Genomic DNA, 15,428 nt, shown 5'->3' with positions numbered 1-15,428 from the left:
GACATAAAAAAAAGCAGATCAATCGATCTGCTCATTTCCCACACGCTGGCGGAATTTCTGCCCTGCGCGGAATGTGACGACACGGCGTGCTGAAATTGGAATTTCTTCGCCCGTTTTCGGGTTGCGACCAGGTCGTTGACGTTTATCACGTAACTCGAAGTTGCCAAACCCTGAAAGTTTAACTTGCTCGCCAGAGATCAGTGCTTGGCTGATCTCATCAAAAAATAACTCGACCATTTGTTTCGCTTCACGGCGGTTTAAACTCGTGAGCTCACTTAAATGATCAGCCATTTCTGCTTTTGTTAATGCTGTCATGAAGCCCTCAATGTCGCTTGGTAAGTGTTTTCCAACACTTGCAGAATGTTATCCATACCAGATTTAATTTCAGCATCTTCAAGTGTACGTGTTGGGTGTTGCCACAACAACGCAAATGCTAAAGAACGCTTGCCTTGTTCAACACCTTGTCCAGTATACACATCGAATAACCAAGTTGAGTCTAACAGCGCTCCACCTGTTTTTTCAATAAGTTGCTGAATTTCGCTTACATTTATCTTATCACTAATTAAAAGCGCAATATCACGTCTAACCGATGGAAAACGTGATAATTCTGTAAAATTAGATACATAAGTTTGCAAAACTGCTGCTTGATCAAGCTCTGCCACCCAAGTAATGCCTAAATCCAACTCATCTTCCAAAGATGGATGTAAACGTCCGAAGTAACCAATAGACTGACCATTGACCATAATTTCAGCTGACTGACCTGGGTGTAACCATGCACGTTCAGAACGCACATACTCTACCTGCACTCGACCTGCAGCTAAAATTTCTTCGATATCCCCTTTGAAATCAAAGAAATCCATTGGCTGAGCTTTGGCATGCCAAGATTCTGCTGCTTTCGCACCAACCGCAATCAAGGCGAAGGTTGGAATTTGTTTTAAATCGTGAATGCTGCTGGCATTTTGATAATCAAAACGTAGACCTAATTCAAAGAAACGTACACGGTTTTGCTGACGATTCACGTTGTACTGTACACATGGAATCAAACTAGACAATAAAGTCGAACGCATCACAGCTAAATCACTAGAAATTGGATTTGCCAATGCCAACGGATTTACTGCAGGGTTGAGCTGTTTTTCCAATTTTGCATCAGCAAAGCTAAAACTAATCGCTTCTTGGTAACCCAAAGTCACTGCAGTTTGACGTAATTGACCAACCTCAAATTGGTCTTGATATTTCGCCAATTGCACATCAATCACAGGCAAACTAATTTGGATATTGTCATAACCGTGAATACGTGCGATTTCTTCAATCAGGTCTTGATAAATCGCCATGTCGAAACGGTGTGATGGCGGTACGACGCTCCACTGACCTTCTGCCTGAACAGTTACTTCACAGCCTAAACGTTTTAAGGCATCGGCAATGAATGCAGCATCGACACTATAACCAAGCAATTGATCTACCTGCGCCTGATTTAATTCAATTGCAGAGCGTGTAGGCAATTGAGATGCTTGTTCTGCCACTGTAATAGGGCCAAACTCACCACCAGCCAATTCAGCAATAAGCTGTGATGCACGATGCATGGCCAATAATGGCAATTCAAAATCTACACCACGTTCATAACGCTGTGATGCGTCGGTATGTAAACCAAAACGACGTGCGCGACCCACAATATGCAACGGTGCAAAGAATGCAGATTCAAGGAATATTTCTGTGGTTTCATCGCTGACTGCAGAAGATAAGCCCCCCATAATGCCAGCCATCGCCAAGACTTTTTCGTCATCGGCAATCACCATCACATCTTCTTGAAACTCAACTTCTTGTTCGTTTAAAAGCACCAGTTTTTCTGCAGCATTCGCCATGCGAACCTGAATACCACCTTGCACTTTCGCACCATCAAAGGCATGCATAGGCTGACCCAGTTCAATCAGCACATAGTTGGTAATATCCACCAAAATGCTGTGCTGACGAATTCCTGAGCGTGCCAACGCGCGTTCCATCCATTCTGGTGTCGCCGCTTTGGTATTCACATTTTTAATTACACGACCTAAATAACGTGGGCAACCTTCGGTTAGGCTTTGCACAGTTTTTTCATCGCTAATGGTTGCTGCCACAGCCTGAATTTCAGGAGTATTTACAGCCAATTGGTTAATTACCGCAATTTCACGAGCGATACCACGAATACTAAAACAGTCACCACGGTTTGGGGTAATGCTGATGTCGATGACATTGTCATCTAAGTCAAGATATTCACGAACATTAACACCTACAGGTGCATCTGCAGGTAATTCCAATAAACCATCAAGTTTATCTTCAAGGTCAATTTCTGATGCACCGCAGAGCATCCCCTGTGATTCCACACCACGCAATTTACCTTTTTTAATTTTAAAATCGCCAGGTAATACTGCGCCAATCGTTGCTACAGGTGCTTTCATACCTGCACGTACGTTTGGTGCACCACAAACGATCTGTAATGGCTCGCCTGAACCAATGTTCACAGTGGTAACACGTAAACGGTCTGCATCAGGGTGCTGTTCAACTGTCAGTACTTCACCCACAACAACGCCTGTAAATGGCTTTGCTGCTGGAGACAAGTCATCCACTTCAAGACCCAACATGGTCAATTGATCGGATAGTTTTTCACTATCGATGGCTGGGTTTACCCATGTGCGTAGCCAATTTTCGCTAATTTTCATTTTGTAAAAAACCTATAAATCTAAATTTTGAATCCCCTCTGCCCCCTCTTTTCAAAGAAGAAGCACCCTGTGTCATAGATGGACAACCCCTCTCCTTTTAGGAGAGGTCAGGGAGAGGTATAAATTCGTTTAAGCAAACTGGCGTAAGAAACGCACATCATTTTGGTAGAACATACGCAAGTCATTGATGCCATAACGTAACATCGCAAAACGCTCTACCCCTAGACCAAAAGCAAAACCTTTGTATTTTTCTGGGTCGATGCCTGAAGCTCGCAATACATTTGGATGCACCATACCGCAGCCCAAAACTTCTAACCAGCGGCCACGCTCATCCATAATGTCTACTTCTGCACTTGGCTCCGTAAATGGGAAGTAAGATGGGCGGAAACGGACTTTTAAGTCTTTTTCAAAGAATTCATTGAGCAAGTTAATTAACAAGCCTTTGAGTTCTGCAAAACTGGTATTTTCCGCCACGTATAAGCCTTCAATTTGATGGAACATTGGCGAATGTGTTTGGTCTGAGTCACAGCGATAGACACGACCTGGACAAACAATACGAATAGGCGGTTGTTGATTTTCCATGGTACGAATCTGCACACCTGAAGTATGGGTACGCAATAAATGATTTACATCAAAGTAAAAAGTGTCGTGCATGGCACGTGCAGGGTGATGTCCTGGAATATTCAACGCTTCAAAGTTGTGATAGTCATCTTCAACTTCTGGACCTGTCGCAACAGTAAAACCAGCTTTAGTAAAGAATTGGCAAATACGTTCTTGTACCTGCGTCACTGGGTGAATACTGCCCACACTTTGACCACGGCCAGGTAAAGTAATATCAACTGTTTCATTGGCAAGTTTTTCTGCCAAAGCAGCTTGTTGTAATTCAGTTTGGCGTGCCGTTAAAGCCGCGTTGATTGCTTCACGTACCGCATGAATTTGAGCACCAAATTCCTTACGCTGTTCAGGGTCCATTTTACCCAGTGCTTTGGATTGTTCCGCAAGCTGGCTTTTCTTCCCCGTAAATTGCACTCGCGCCTGGTCGAGTGTAGCAAGGTCCTCTGCTGCTGCAATTGCAGCGAGCGCTTCATTGGTCAGGGCTTCCAGTGACATAGTAACTCTCAAAAGCAACAATATTAGAAATAATTTAAAAACCCCGTATTCTAACAGTTTTTAGTCGCTTTGATGAAGCTTCGATGCAATGAAAATTAGATTAGCATCCTGAAATATAAAAAGTATAAGATAAAGCCAATCACCATGAGATTTCAACATTATGGCGCTCGATCAAATTTGGAAACAACAACTCGCCCTTGTGACTTACGGCAATGAATTTTTGGCTCAGGATTTAAGTTTTAATCATTGGTTAAAGCATCACATTTTTAACCAGCATCAAATTCAGTTCCGTGATTTATTATCGCAACATTTATTGGCGCAGCATTTTCAAATTTGGTTAGAACACCTGAAACAACAAGGTGTACAACGCCTCAGCTTGCACAGCTCTAGCATTTTAAACGAAGAAAAAAATCCAAACCCAAATGTTGAACTCCTGCCTTTTTCACATTTTATTGTGAGTCATGAAGCACAACATAAACATGCTTGGATTTTTGGCAAAGAACTTGCCGAATGGTACAGCGCAGAACAAGACTATATTGCACCTGCGACCCAACAAAGTGAACTGCGTCAGGAAGTCATGTGGCGTTATCAGTTAAATCACAAACTCGCCAAACAGCTTGATGTAGATTTTGCAGCACCCAATTGGGATGAAATTGATCGCTTTATTCGCACAGAGTTGTTGCAAAATAACGTTGCTGCAGACTTCATTCAACCTGAACCATCACGCCCCTATTTAGGAACAGATGCGACTGTTGATTTTCCGCAAGTGCATGCTTTGGCGGTCATTCCAGCCGATTATCCAGCAGATTATGCCCACGACATGCTGCATTGTTTAGAGGCGCTAGATCAGCACATTCAAAATAAAATACAACATCCTTATCACGCCAATGGCACTGAATTTGAGCCAAGTGAACAGCTCAATTTACGCCATTTTTCACAAAAAATTGATGATTTACATGCCAAGTTCATTACCAAAGTGGCTAATCATTATCAGACTGCCCGACTCACGCCCGCACAAACTCCCGACCCATTTACAAATACAACTACACCGCCTGCAAGCACAATGTCGACTCCCTCACCTAAACACCCTGCATCACATAAAGTCGGTGCATCTGCGGTAATTAAACTGATTTTAATTACCGTGGTAATTTGTGCTGCGGCTTACTATTTTGGCTTATAAGCCAGTCATAAATTTTGAGCATAAAAAAGACCGCAAATGCGGTCTTTTTTTTAGTCTTAAAAAAGACTTATGCAGCTAATGCATCTTTAGCTTTTGAAGCTAAAGCAGCAAATGCAACTGCGTCATGCATAGCGATGTCAGCAAGTACGCGACGGTCGATAATCACTTGAGCTTTTTTCAAGCCAGCGATCATACGGCTGTACGATAAACCATTTTGACGAGCACCCGCATTGATACGCGCAATCCATAAAGCACGGAATTGACGTTTCTTTTGACGACGGTCACGGTAAGCGTATTGACCTGCTTTGATTACCGCTTGGAACGCTACGCGATATACGCGTGAACGAGCGCCATAGTAACCTTTAGCACGAGCAAGAATTTTTTTATGACGGCGATGAGCCTGTACACCACGTTTTACACGAGCCATTTATAATCTCCTTAGATGTATGGGCACATAGCACGAACAGCAGCAACGTCACTTACGTGAACCATTACACAGCCGCGCAATTGACGGATACGTTTAGCAGATTTTTTGGTCAAAATGTGGCGTTTGAACGCTTGTTTACGCTTGAAACCGTTAGCAGTCGCTTTAAAACGTTTAGCTGCACCACGGCGAGTTTTTAACTTAGCCATAACAACCTCTTTAAACACCTGTTCGGCACGTCTGCACCATTGCAAAAACGACCTGCAGGTAAGGGAGCGAGTATTCTAAAGCATCTCTGCTCAAAACAAAAGCACCTAGGCCAAATAAATAATTGTGCTTCTTCTGCTTAACGTATAGCAGCCCATTCTACCTACACATCACAAATTGTGTCTTGCTATACAAAATTTAGTTCAAAGCAAACTTTGCTCAATCAGCACATGCAAAATCTTCATTAAATTAATCATTCTGACTAGATTTTCTCTTGCGATTACCACAATTTACATCAATACTTCGCATCGGCTTGTGTTCGATAAAAAGACCGTAAAAATGATCAAACAATCTTTGTGTTTCTCCCTATTGCTTGGCCTTGCAACATCACCGATTTATGCCAAACAGGTGCAGTCGGTTCCAACTCAAACCAATCTACAGGTTCAAAAAAGTGCAGCCCTGCCCGCGCATTTAACAACCCGTTTGGCGTGGCGTACTTTCCCACAACCACAATATAAAAATGAAGACCTGAATCAACAAAACCGCGCAGCAATTGTACGTATTCATGCAGACGAAACCGGTAAAATCCGTCAAGCCACAATTCAGGAAAGTACTGGGCTTAAAAAGCTCGATAACATCTTGCTTCAAGCAGTGCTTGCCGCAGAAATTCAGCCGCATTATGTAGATGATACTGCGGTTGCAACAATTGGTTTTCAAAGCTTTAATTTAAGATTTCAGGATAATTCATCTGAAGATTGTCAATTTGCCTTTGAATCTAAAAACTGGTTAGCACAGCAACAACAGCAAAAAGTTGCTTTTCAGTATCGCAGTCAGCCACAGCTCAACTTAAGTGCAGATGCACTAAAAGATCATTCACGCACCGTGAAGTTTCAATTTAAAATAAATAAACACGGGCAAGTAAAAACAGCAAAAATCACTAAAGGTTCTGGTCAGTATGCGCTTGATCAACAGGTGTTAGCTGCTGTTAAAAGCGCACAAGTTGAAGTACCACGTAAATTTTGGCTCTACAAAAAGTCAAAATTGAAAGATGAAATTTACTTTGATTTAGATACTTGTGATGAATTGACTGCTCAAGAATAACTGCCATCATTCAGCGTTAGACCCAAGTATAAGCGACATAAATAAACAAATAACGCCCGATTTTGGCCAGACTGACCATCAACACAAAACGGGCAAAGTTTTCTTTCATCAGGCCTGCGATCAGGGTAATCGGATCACCAATGATGGGCACCCAACTGAGCAACAAAGACCAAAATCCAAATTTGGCGTAGGTGCGCTGTGCCTTTTCAAGTTGTGTAGCCGAAACAGGAAACCACTTTTTATTTTTATAATGCTCCAGACGTAGTCCCAAATACCAGTTCACACAAGAGCCTAAAATATTGCCTAAACTCGCAACAGTAATCAGCCATATAGGTGCATAGCGGCCTTCAAATAACAGTCCAAGTAATACCGCTTCAGATTGTAGTGGTAATAACGTGGCAGCACCAAAGGCAGATAGGAATAAACCCAGCAGCGACCAAGCCATCAAAAAATTAAAGCCCTAAAGCCTGTTTGGTTTTACGGTATTCTATGTTTGCCCAAATAATACACAATAGAATCAAAACCGCACGTGCCCATGTATAACGTTGAGTGATCGGTTCAATTGCAGCACGTAACACTTGTTGATCTGTACTATTTAAAGTACTAATCAAGTTTTGCACATGAAATGCTTCTGCCACAAAAAGCATGAGGCAACTCACGATTCCAATAATAATGCTCCAATATACTTTGGCATTATTTTCAACAATTTTGGTGAAGTTGAGAAAAAATTCTTGCATAACACATCCAATAAAAAAGCCACCTGAAAATTATGTCTCATCAGGTGGCTGAGCATCTTAGCATAAAACTTGTTTTAAACTTGAATACTCAATGCCTTCTGCACCGCAGGTCGTGCTGTTAAACGTGTAACGTAATCTTTCACGTACGGAAAATCTTCTAAGTTGATACTTTGCCATTCATGGCTTAATGCCCACGGTAAAATAGCCATATCTGCAATTGAATACTCACCTGCCACAAACTTTTGCCCAGTTAATTGCTTATTCAATACCCCATATAAACGCTTGGACTCATTAATATAACGTTCAATTGCATAAGGAATTTTTTCAGGCGCATAGCGGTTAAAGTGATGATTTTGCCCCAGCATTGGGCCAAAGCCACCCATTTGCCACATAAGCCATTGCTCCACTTCTACCCGCTCTTGCTCATCGGTTGGGTAGAACATACCTGTTTTACGCCCAAGATATTGCAAAATTGCACCCGACTCAAATACAGAAATTGGCTCACCACGCGGTCCTTGCTGATCTACGATGGCAGGAATTTTATTATTTGGTGAAATTTTCAAAAAGTCTGGCTGGAACTGATCATTTTCCGAAATATTGATGGGGAAAATTTGATATTCCAAACCCATTTCTTCCAGTGCGATGGTAATTTTGTGACCGTTGGGCGTACCCCAATAATAAAGATCAATCATGTTCTATCCTTCACTATTTTTTACTTTTGGGTGGGCATTATTTTGCTGCGAATTCATTTATAGCATGTTTTACTTTGCTATTGCGCTCTGTACTGTAGAGATTTTTGCTGACTTAACCTGCCTTGCTCCATACAATTTGATGCTTTAATTTTGATGTACCTTATAAATAGGAATCAATACAATTTTTCTTCCAGGCATAAAAAAAGCACTGCGATGCTGCAGTGCTTTTTTCAGTTCAAGATGAGGTTACTTTTTCTTTTTCGGTCCAAGTAACATACCCATTTGACGACCTTCCATTTTTGGTGCTTGTTCAACTACACCATATTCGGTTACATCTGCTTCAACTTTTTGCAATTGAGCCAAACCTAACTGTTGGTGAGCCATTTCACGACCACGGAAGCGTAAAGTGATTTTTACCTTGTTCCCTTCTTCAAGGAATTTGATAATTGCACGTAATTTTACGTTGTAATCACCAACATCAGTCGCAGGGCGGAGTTTGATTTCTTTCACCTGTACTTGATGCTGTTTTTTCTTCGCTTCTTTCTGCTTTTGCTTTAGATCAAACAAATGCTTGTTAAAGTCCATGATTTTACAAACTGGTGGTTCGGCATTTGCCACAATTTCCACCAAATCAAGGTCTACGCTTTCGGCTGCACGCAATGCATCAGCTAAGCTTACAATCCCTTTTTGCTCACCATTTTCGTCTACAAGACGGACTTCTTTTGCACGAATTTCATCATTCAAAGCAGGACGGTTAGATTTTCCGCCCTGTTGATTACGGTCAGGCTGTTTAATCGCTGTTACTCCACAATATACCGGCCGCGTTCTGCGACGGCTGTTTTCACTAGGTCAATGAAAGCATCAATTGACATAGTACCCAAATTTGTTCCTGAGCGAGTACGCACGTTTACAGTACCCTCTTCCACTTCACGGTCCCCAAGTACCAATAAATATGGAATACGCTCTAATGTACGCTCACGAATCTTAAAGCCGATTTTCTCATTTCTCAAGTCAGAAATAGCACGAATACCGTTTTCTTTAAGTTTTGCGACGACCTGTTCACTTGCAGCAGCTTGTGAATCTGTAATATTCATCACACAAGCTTGCACTGGCGCTAACCATGGTGGCATAAAGCCTGCATAGTGCTCAATAAGTATACCAATAAATCGCTCAAAACTGCCAAGAATTGCGCGGTGCAACATTACAGGCTGATCACGATCATTGTCTTCAGTGACATAAGATGCCTCTAAACGTTCAGGCAAGTTAAAGTCACATTGAATTGTACCACATTGCCACACACGACCTAAGCAGTCTTTGAGTGAGAATTCAATTTTCGGACCGTAGAACGCGCCTTCGCCCGGTTGTAACTCCCATTCCAAACCTGCAGCATCTAAAGCATCTGCCAAAGATTTTTCTGCCATATCCCACAGTGCATCATCGCCTACACGTTTTTCAGGACGTGTAGATAGCTTCATTTGCACATCTTCAAAACCGAAGTCTTTATAAACATCTAAAGTCAGTTGAATGAAGTCTGCAACTTCAGGCCCAATTTGTTCTTTGGTACAGAAAATGTGTGCATCGTCTTGAGTAAAGCCACGTACACGCATAATGCCGTGCAATGAACCCGATGGCTCATTACGGTGACATGAACCAAATTCTGCCAGACGAATTGGCAAATCACGATACGACTTTAGCCCTTGGTTAAAGACTTGTACGTGACATGGGCAGTTCATTGGTTTTACCGCATAGTTACGGTTTTCAGAATGGGTAGTGAACATGTTATCTGCATAGTTGGCAGCATGTCCTGATTTTTCCCATAAGGTGAAATCGACCACTTGCGGGGTGCGAATTTCTAAGTAACCATTTTCTTGCTGTACTTTACGCATGTATTGCTCAAGTACTTGATAAATCGTCCAGCCATTTGGATGCCAGAACACCATACCTGGTGCTTCTTCCTGCATGTGGAACAAGTCTAATGCTTTACCAATTTTACGGTGGTCGCGCTTTTCAGCTTCTTCAATACGTTTGATGTAGGCTGCAAGCTGCTTTTTGTCTGCCCAAGCCGTACCATAAATACGTTGTAACTGTTCGTTTTTCGCATCTCCGCGCCAGTAAGCACCCGAGATTTTGGTCAATTTAAATGATTTTAAGAATTTAGTGTTCGGTACGTGTGGACCACGACACATATCCAAATAGTCTTGGTGATAGTACAAGCCCATTTGGGTTTCGTTTGGCATATCTGCAATCAAACGTAATTTATATTCTTCGCCACGTGCGGTAAATTCTGCAATCACTTCATCACGCGGGGTCATTTTTTTCACGACATCATAGTCTTGGTCGATGAGCTTTTTCATGCGCTCTTCGATAGCAGCCAAGTCATCTAAGGTAAATGGACGTGGCATCCAAATGTCGTAGTAGAAACCTTCTTCAATAACAGGACCAATCACCATTTTTGCTTCTGGGAAAAGCTGCTTTACAGCATGCCCCACCAAGTGCGCACATGAGTGACGGATAATTTCTACGCCTTCCTCATCTTTTGGCGTGATAATTTGTAAAGTTGCATCTTCGGTGATTAAATCACAAGCATCTACCAAACGGTCATTGACGCGTCCAGCAACTGTATTTTTGGCAAGACCTGGACCGATGCTTTGAGCAACTTCCATCACAGATACGGCTTGATCAAACTGTTTTTGATCGCCATTTGGCAAAGTGATAATAGGCATAGATAAAAATCCTTAAGGAGTGATGCCCCGTACCATGGAGCATATCACCGCGAGATTATGATTAAGGGAGACCCTCAAAAGATAAAAACGGTGTATAAATAAAAAGCGCCTTAAATTTTACACGGCTTGGGTACAGGTTTAAACCTTTGTGACTTAAAAAAGCCAAAGAATCATGTTTTCCTCTGTTTTATTCACTAAAGCAAGGCCATAAGTCCCATTGTCCCTGTGTATAAGCATAGACCACAGCAAACTGCGGCAAGATCGCTTCACTCTGCTGGGGGCGTAAAAATACATAATCATCTATATAAATTTGATGATTTTTTGGCACTTGAATCAGCTCTTGATTGCTACTGCGACCATATAAGGCATGCGGATGACTGTCCGCAGGATAAATATAATCTGCCAACCAATAACCGCCATAGACAAATACAGCTTGATCACGCTGCGGCAAATAGGGCTGTAAACGGTCTAAACCCGGTACTTGTACCTGCGGCAAAACTTTCAATACAGGTGTAGCAATCCAAAGTGCGCATTGCAAAGTAGACAAACCGTTCAGGTCGAAATCACTGGGTTTGAGCAACATGGAACCAAAAGCTAAATCATTACACTCACTTTGCTGACAATGTTGCATAAAGGTCAGGCTACCGCCACCGTTAAAGCATAAGTTGTCGTGCCACAATTCAGGAAAATGATCTTGAATCAGCTGCTTATAGTGTCGGTATTGCTGTTGCGAATCTTGATAGGCTTTGGCTTGCAATTGAAACACATTCGGCAATTTGGTCACATGTGCGTCATAACCCATCAAACCTGAAAATTTTAAATGTTCGGGGTGTTGCTGAATCAATTCCAGCATTTGCACAAAGGTGGCATGATCTTGCACACCACCACGGTGTAAACCAATGTCAATTTCAATATTAATCTTTAAGCAAAGTTGAAAACGCTGTGCGAGATTTAAATATTGCTGCAAACGCTCAGGCTGATCAATCAGCCACTGAATATTCAAATGAGATGACTGCACTTGCTGATAAAAATGCTCAACTGCCCGCAGTGGCATTGGTTTACCTAGTAGTACATCTGCCTGAGGAAATTGTTGCGCGATGTAATCTATTTGCGGCAAATGAAACAGCATGAAACGCTGTGTATTCAGATGCTGACTGGCCTGTTGCAACAAGTTTAGGCATGCCAAAGATTTGACCACTAATCTAGGTTGTAACTGTGCAGGCAGTTGCGCTGCAACAAAATTTAGGTTTTGTTGAAAACGCTCAACATCCACAATCAACTGTGGCAAGCCAGTACCCTGCTGCTGCAAGTGCTGGGTCATTTTTTGAAAATAATGCACTGACATTTTCACCCTCGCATCATACACAACTTCAGTGTAGGAAAAGTTCGGTTAAATGTGGATTCATCCATTTTTGTTCAGAATCGAGTCGCTGACGTAGCTGCATAAAATCATCCCATTTTGGATATAGCTCACGGAGCTGATTTGCCTGCAAAGTATGCAATTTACCCCAGTGCGGGCGCCCCTGATATTTTTGCAAAATTGGCTCAACCCATTTAAAAACATGCTGGCAGTCTTGCTTGTAAAACTGATGAATCGAAATAGACACAGAATCACGCCCATAAAACGGACTCAACCAAATATCATCACCTTTGACATAACGAAATTCGATGGGGAAGAACATGGCAACCCGTTGCTTTTTCAACACCGCGAGTAACTCTTGCAAGCAGGCCAGACCTTGTTCAGCAGGCAATTGATATTCCATTTCGTTAAATTTGGTATTGCGCGGTGTAGGAAAAATTTGGTTCGACCAATCTACATGTGTGGAAGGCTTGATAAATACACCAAGCAAAGACTGTAAATATGGGTTTAATGCAGGAAATAAGCGTGTCATTTCCGAACAGAAAGTCAATAGACGATCTTCAGACAACCAGTGCTGTGGACGTGGCTCAGTCAAACCACGACTTTCATCTAAGGTTTTTAAAATGACCTGATCGCTGTGCAAAAATGCCCAAAACTCAATATGGCGATGTTGATGTTTCCAACGATCAATATATTGATAAATATCATTTAATGCACATAAGCGCATGTGTTCTTTAAGCTTATAGCGTGGACGGTTTTGTAAGGTAATTTTAGTCATAATACCCAAACTGCCCAAAGCCACCCGCCCAGCTTCAAATATTTCGGCATTTTGTTCAGGTGAGCAATGCAATACATCACCCTGTGCTGTCAGTAACTCAAAGTCGGCAACCAATGCAGACAAGCAAGGTAAATCAACCCCTGTGCCGTGCGTTCCTGTCGCGACCACACCTGCCAAACTTTGATGGTCGATATCACCCTGATTTTGTAAGGCTTGATGAATAGGTGCTAAACATTCACCTAATTTATATAAACGAGTGCCTGCATATAAGGTGCATTGGTTTTTTCGCTCATCAAAATTATGCACCCCCTGAATGTGATCTAAATTGATCATCACATCATCGGTTTTTGCCAAAGGACTAAAAGAGTGTCCCGCGCCCACCATTCTAATTTTGTCGTGCTTGAGCACAATTTTTTTTAGATCATCCAAATTTTTCGGTTGTAAAAAGTCAGGGTGAGCCTGTTGCCCACCTGACCAGTTACTCCAACGCTGTCTCATGCTATTTCCTTTTTCTGCGTTTCCATTATTTTTATTACCTCGCATTCAAAATTTATGCATGCTTACTACAGTTTCATAGCTCCATCCCTTTGTTTTCACTGTGCTCATGTTTCACATGGAACACCTTTGCAGATCCATTTTTGTTGTTTGAATAAGCTTGATAAGTTCTTTTTTCTAATTCGTGCTGTGGCACATCGGGTGGTAGATTAGTTTGCGCATCCCGCTGTGCCGCTGGTAAATTTAATTGTTGGGCTAAATACTGGAATTTAGTCTGTAATGCGGCCAGTGTCCACTGTCCGTATAACGTATGCCCCCCTCATAGGCTTGTTGTTGGTATTCCTCATAGGTGGTGACATAACCCATATAGTCATTGCAGTAAGATGCTAACCACACCTTCTGATTATCTGCCAAGCAATGTTGAACCGTGGCTTTCAGGCGTTTAGCGGCAACCGTGGTGATCTCGCCCGGACAACACAGGATATTCAAATGTCCAATTTTAATCAGTTGCAACGGCACAATATTCGGAACCAACAGATTTTGCTCAATCGCACCTGCACTGACCTGTCGATGCATTTCAGCAATCAGCCGATCTAGAAATTTAGGATAATGGGTCAGGACTTTACCAAAAATGGTTTTAGAACCACAGTCCAGCACAATATCCTTTGGCCCTTGAGATTCATATAAGGCTTGATAGTCACTATAATCTGCCGCATGCGTTTTGCTTAGTTTTTTCTTTTTTTCACGCTGTGCCAGCCATTGCATGGCTTTCATAATAGGTTGGGCAACCCCTGCACCATCTACAGGTGTCCCTGCAAAAAAAGCAGCACCATGACAGGCAGCACTGGTTTTTGCTTGGGTTTGTCCCATCGCAAATTCTGCAGGAATTTCAATATTACTTAAATCGACATAGCTACATACTGCATCTAACTCACCCACTAACGGTGTGCTGTGATGTTCCAATGCTTTCAGTGCCAACTCACTTTGATAGCGGCCATTTTGCTGCGCATATTCGTATTCTTTTTCACCACAGATTGCAGCGCGTATCTGTGACTGTTCAGGCCCATGATAATGCGGTGAAACATCACCAGCGGCAGCCTGCGCAAAAATAGCGACAGGATTTTTCACTCCACGCTGCTGTAATACCCGTTCTGTGCAAGTTGCAGCATAGCCTTTATTGTCACCGTCATGTGCACTCAAACGACTGCTTAAACAAGTCGCATGCACACCAAATAAAGAAAAGACTGCCTGTAACGCACCCTCTCTATAAAAGCCAAGCAATTGCATGTCACGATCGACCGCTAAATGACATTGCTCAGGATTTTTTCGGCTGATATCAGGGTTACGGTTGTAAGAGTCCAAAGCTCGATTCCATGCCACTGGAGTGCCTTCATCAAAGCAGCCCTTACTCATGTAAATATCGGTTTTTTTCTGTGTGGCTAAGGCTTTAATTACACTACTAACAATTGCATCGACCACTGCATTTAAATGTTCGGGTACAAAGCCTAGAGTTGGCATATTATAGAGAGCTTCATAACCGCAGCCGCCAGGAGCTGAATGGATATGTGTTGCCATTAAAATAAAACGCTGTGCCTGAAAACGCTCACCCAGTTTATGTTGCAAATGCTGCACAGCAAGACTACGCATGGCATAAGTCACACAGCCCATATCCAAACAGCAAAAAATCAACAAATCATTGTCTAAAGTTTGAATACAAATGCTACGGGCAAATAAAGCGGTTCTTTTATCATAAGCACGATGCTTCCAAGTGCCATAGCCAAACATTGCCAAACCTTTTGGCTGAATGTAAATTTCCTGTTTATCCCAACCCACCAAATACATTGCTATGCATTCCCTTTCATCGATACAATCAGCCACAACATAGTGCAATCGCATTGAAACAAAATTGGCTACATACCTATAAGGGT

General features: G+C 42.2%; 14 protein-coding genes and 1 pseudogene. 2 read left to right on the top strand and 13 right to left on the bottom strand.

The window, feature by feature from the left end:
- Positions 1–18 precede the first annotated feature (18 nt).
- The 3 genes from ACNS8M_RS02850 to pheS all read right to left on the bottom strand — a co-directional run bounded on the left by ACNS8M_RS02850 (position 19) and on the right by pheS (position 3,803).
- Entirely contained in the window at positions 19–315 is a 297-nt protein-coding gene (locus ACNS8M_RS02850; RefSeq protein ID WP_004649746.1) for an integration host factor subunit alpha, read from the bottom strand.
- Positions 312–2,693 (bottom strand): phenylalanine--tRNA ligase subunit beta, encoded by a 2,382-nt coding sequence (gene pheT / locus ACNS8M_RS02845; RefSeq protein WP_419225098.1) that lies wholly within the window; start codon positions 2,691–2,693, stop codon positions 312–314. Before pheT ends, ACNS8M_RS02850 begins: the two co-directional genes overlap by 4 nt.
- A 129-nt stretch (positions 2,694–2,822) precedes the next feature.
- Positions 2,823–3,803 carry a phenylalanine--tRNA ligase subunit alpha gene (pheS, locus tag ACNS8M_RS02840; protein WP_168418102.1) on the bottom strand — a complete coding sequence of 327 codons (981 nt, stop codon included), beginning with the start codon at positions 3,801–3,803 and terminating at the stop codon, positions 2,823–2,825.
- Between the two features lie 160 nt (positions 3,804–3,963).
- Between pheS and ACNS8M_RS02835 the strand changes: the two genes are divergently transcribed.
- Positions 3,964–4,983 carry a hypothetical protein gene (locus tag ACNS8M_RS02835; protein WP_419225097.1) on the top strand — a complete coding sequence of 340 codons (1,020 nt, stop codon included), beginning with the start codon at positions 3,964–3,966 and terminating at the stop codon, positions 4,981–4,983.
- A gap of 67 nt (positions 4,984–5,050) precedes the next feature.
- Here the strand turns inward: ACNS8M_RS02835 and rplT are convergent, their stop codons facing one another.
- Together rplT and rpmI are read right to left on the bottom strand one after the other, a co-directional pair.
- Positions 5,051–5,410: a 50S ribosomal protein L20 gene (rplT, locus tag ACNS8M_RS02830; RefSeq protein WP_004647525.1), complete on the bottom strand. Its 360-nt coding sequence runs from the start codon at positions 5,408–5,410 to the stop codon at positions 5,051–5,053.
- An 11-nt stretch (positions 5,411–5,421) separates the two neighbouring features.
- Positions 5,422–5,616 (bottom strand): 50S ribosomal protein L35, encoded by a 195-nt coding sequence (gene rpmI / locus ACNS8M_RS02825; RefSeq protein WP_004975152.1) that lies wholly within the window; start codon positions 5,614–5,616, stop codon positions 5,422–5,424.
- A 337-nt stretch (positions 5,617–5,953) separates the two neighbouring features.
- Between rpmI and ACNS8M_RS02820 the strand changes: the two genes are divergently transcribed.
- Positions 5,954–6,715, top strand: coding sequence for an energy transducer TonB (locus ACNS8M_RS02820; RefSeq protein ID WP_171525243.1), 762 nt, complete (start codon positions 5,954–5,956; stop codon positions 6,713–6,715).
- Positions 6,716–6,731: 16 nt separating this feature from the next.
- On the opposite strand, the gene ACNS8M_RS02815 is transcribed toward ACNS8M_RS02820, so the two are convergent.
- From ACNS8M_RS02815 to ACNS8M_RS02780, 8 genes and pseudogenes are all read right to left on the bottom strand, one after another.
- Positions 6,732–7,160, bottom strand: a complete 429-nt coding sequence (locus ACNS8M_RS02815) for a YqaA family protein (RefSeq protein WP_168418450.1) — start codon at positions 7,158–7,160, stop codon at positions 6,732–6,734.
- 7 nt (positions 7,161–7,167) lie between these two features.
- On the bottom strand, positions 7,168–7,452 hold the full coding sequence (locus tag ACNS8M_RS02810; protein ID WP_168460804.1) for a hypothetical protein: 285 nt from the start codon (positions 7,450–7,452) through the stop codon (positions 7,168–7,170).
- Positions 7,453–7,526: 74 nt separating this feature from the next.
- Positions 7,527–8,144 (bottom strand): glutathione S-transferase N-terminal domain-containing protein, encoded by a 618-nt coding sequence (locus ACNS8M_RS02805; protein ID WP_168418448.1) that lies wholly within the window; start codon positions 8,142–8,144, stop codon positions 7,527–7,529.
- Between the two features lie 246 nt (positions 8,145–8,390).
- On the bottom strand, positions 8,391–8,939 hold the full coding sequence (gene infC, locus ACNS8M_RS02800) for a translation initiation factor IF-3 (protein ID WP_168418452.1): 549 nt from the start codon (positions 8,937–8,939) through the stop codon (positions 8,391–8,393).
- A 5-nt stretch (positions 8,940–8,944) separates the two neighbouring features.
- The gene (thrS, locus tag ACNS8M_RS02795) at positions 8,945–10,867 is read right to left on the bottom strand and encodes a threonine--tRNA ligase (RefSeq protein WP_168418447.1); all 1,923 of its coding nucleotides are present in this window, start codon (positions 10,865–10,867) and stop codon (positions 8,945–8,947) included.
- Between the two features lie 187 nt (positions 10,868–11,054).
- Entirely contained in the window at positions 11,055–12,212 is a 1,158-nt protein-coding gene (locus ACNS8M_RS02790; protein ID WP_419225096.1) for an alanine racemase, read from the bottom strand.
- A 25-nt stretch (positions 12,213–12,237) separates the two neighbouring features.
- Positions 12,238–13,503, bottom strand: coding sequence for a D-arabinono-1,4-lactone oxidase (locus tag ACNS8M_RS02785; RefSeq protein ID WP_419225095.1), 1,266 nt, complete (start codon positions 13,501–13,503; stop codon positions 12,238–12,240).
- Between the two features lie 73 nt (positions 13,504–13,576).
- A pseudogene (locus ACNS8M_RS02780) lies at positions 13,577–15,342 on the bottom strand (neutral/alkaline non-lysosomal ceramidase N-terminal domain-containing protein).
- Between the last annotated feature and the right edge of the window lie 86 nt (positions 15,343–15,428).

The organism is Acinetobacter sp. A2 (assembly GCF_048537555.1).
Taxonomy (GTDB): Bacteria; Pseudomonadota; Gammaproteobacteria; order Pseudomonadales; family Moraxellaceae; genus Acinetobacter.
Note: the sequence above shows the minus strand (reverse complement) of the source record. Positions and strands in the feature narration are given on the sequence as shown.

Excerpts from the sequence above, each read along its gene's own strand:
- ACNS8M_RS02850 (WP_004649746.1), bottom strand. The coding sequence starts at position 315 with ATGACAGCATTAACAAAAGCAGAAATGGCTGATCATTTAAGTGAGCTC.
- pheT (WP_419225098.1), bottom strand. The coding sequence starts at position 2,693 with ATGAAAATTAGCGAAAATTGGCTACGCACATGGGTAAACCCAGCCATC.
- pheS (WP_168418102.1), bottom strand. The coding sequence starts at position 3,803 with ATGTCACTGGAAGCCCTGACCAATGAAGCGCTCGCTGCAATTGCAGCA.
- ACNS8M_RS02835 (WP_419225097.1), top strand. The coding sequence starts at position 3,964 with ATGGCGCTCGATCAAATTTGGAAACAACAACTCGCCCTTGTGACTTAC.
- rplT (WP_004647525.1), bottom strand. The coding sequence starts at position 5,410 with ATGGCTCGTGTAAAACGTGGTGTACAGGCTCATCGCCGTCATAAAAAA.
- rpmI (WP_004975152.1), bottom strand. The coding sequence starts at position 5,616 with ATGGCTAAGTTAAAAACTCGCCGTGGTGCAGCTAAACGTTTTAAAGCG.
- ACNS8M_RS02820 (WP_171525243.1), top strand. The coding sequence starts at position 5,954 with ATGATCAAACAATCTTTGTGTTTCTCCCTATTGCTTGGCCTTGCAACA.
- ACNS8M_RS02815 (WP_168418450.1), bottom strand. The coding sequence starts at position 7,160 with ATGGCTTGGTCGCTGCTGGGTTTATTCCTATCTGCCTTTGGTGCTGCC.
- ACNS8M_RS02810 (WP_168460804.1), bottom strand. The coding sequence starts at position 7,452 with ATGCAAGAATTTTTTCTCAACTTCACCAAAATTGTTGAAAATAATGCC.
- ACNS8M_RS02805 (WP_168418448.1), bottom strand. The coding sequence starts at position 8,144 with ATGATTGATCTTTATTATTGGGGTACGCCCAACGGTCACAAAATTACC.
- thrS (WP_168418447.1), bottom strand. The coding sequence starts at position 10,867 with ATGCCTATTATCACTTTGCCAAATGGCGATCAAAAACAGTTTGATCAA.
- ACNS8M_RS02790 (WP_419225096.1), bottom strand. The coding sequence starts at position 12,212 with ATGTCAGTGCATTATTTTCAAAAAATGACCCAGCACTTGCAGCAGCAG.
- ACNS8M_RS02785 (WP_419225095.1), bottom strand. The coding sequence starts at position 13,503 with ATGAGACAGCGTTGGAGTAACTGGTCAGGTGGGCAACAGGCTCACCCT.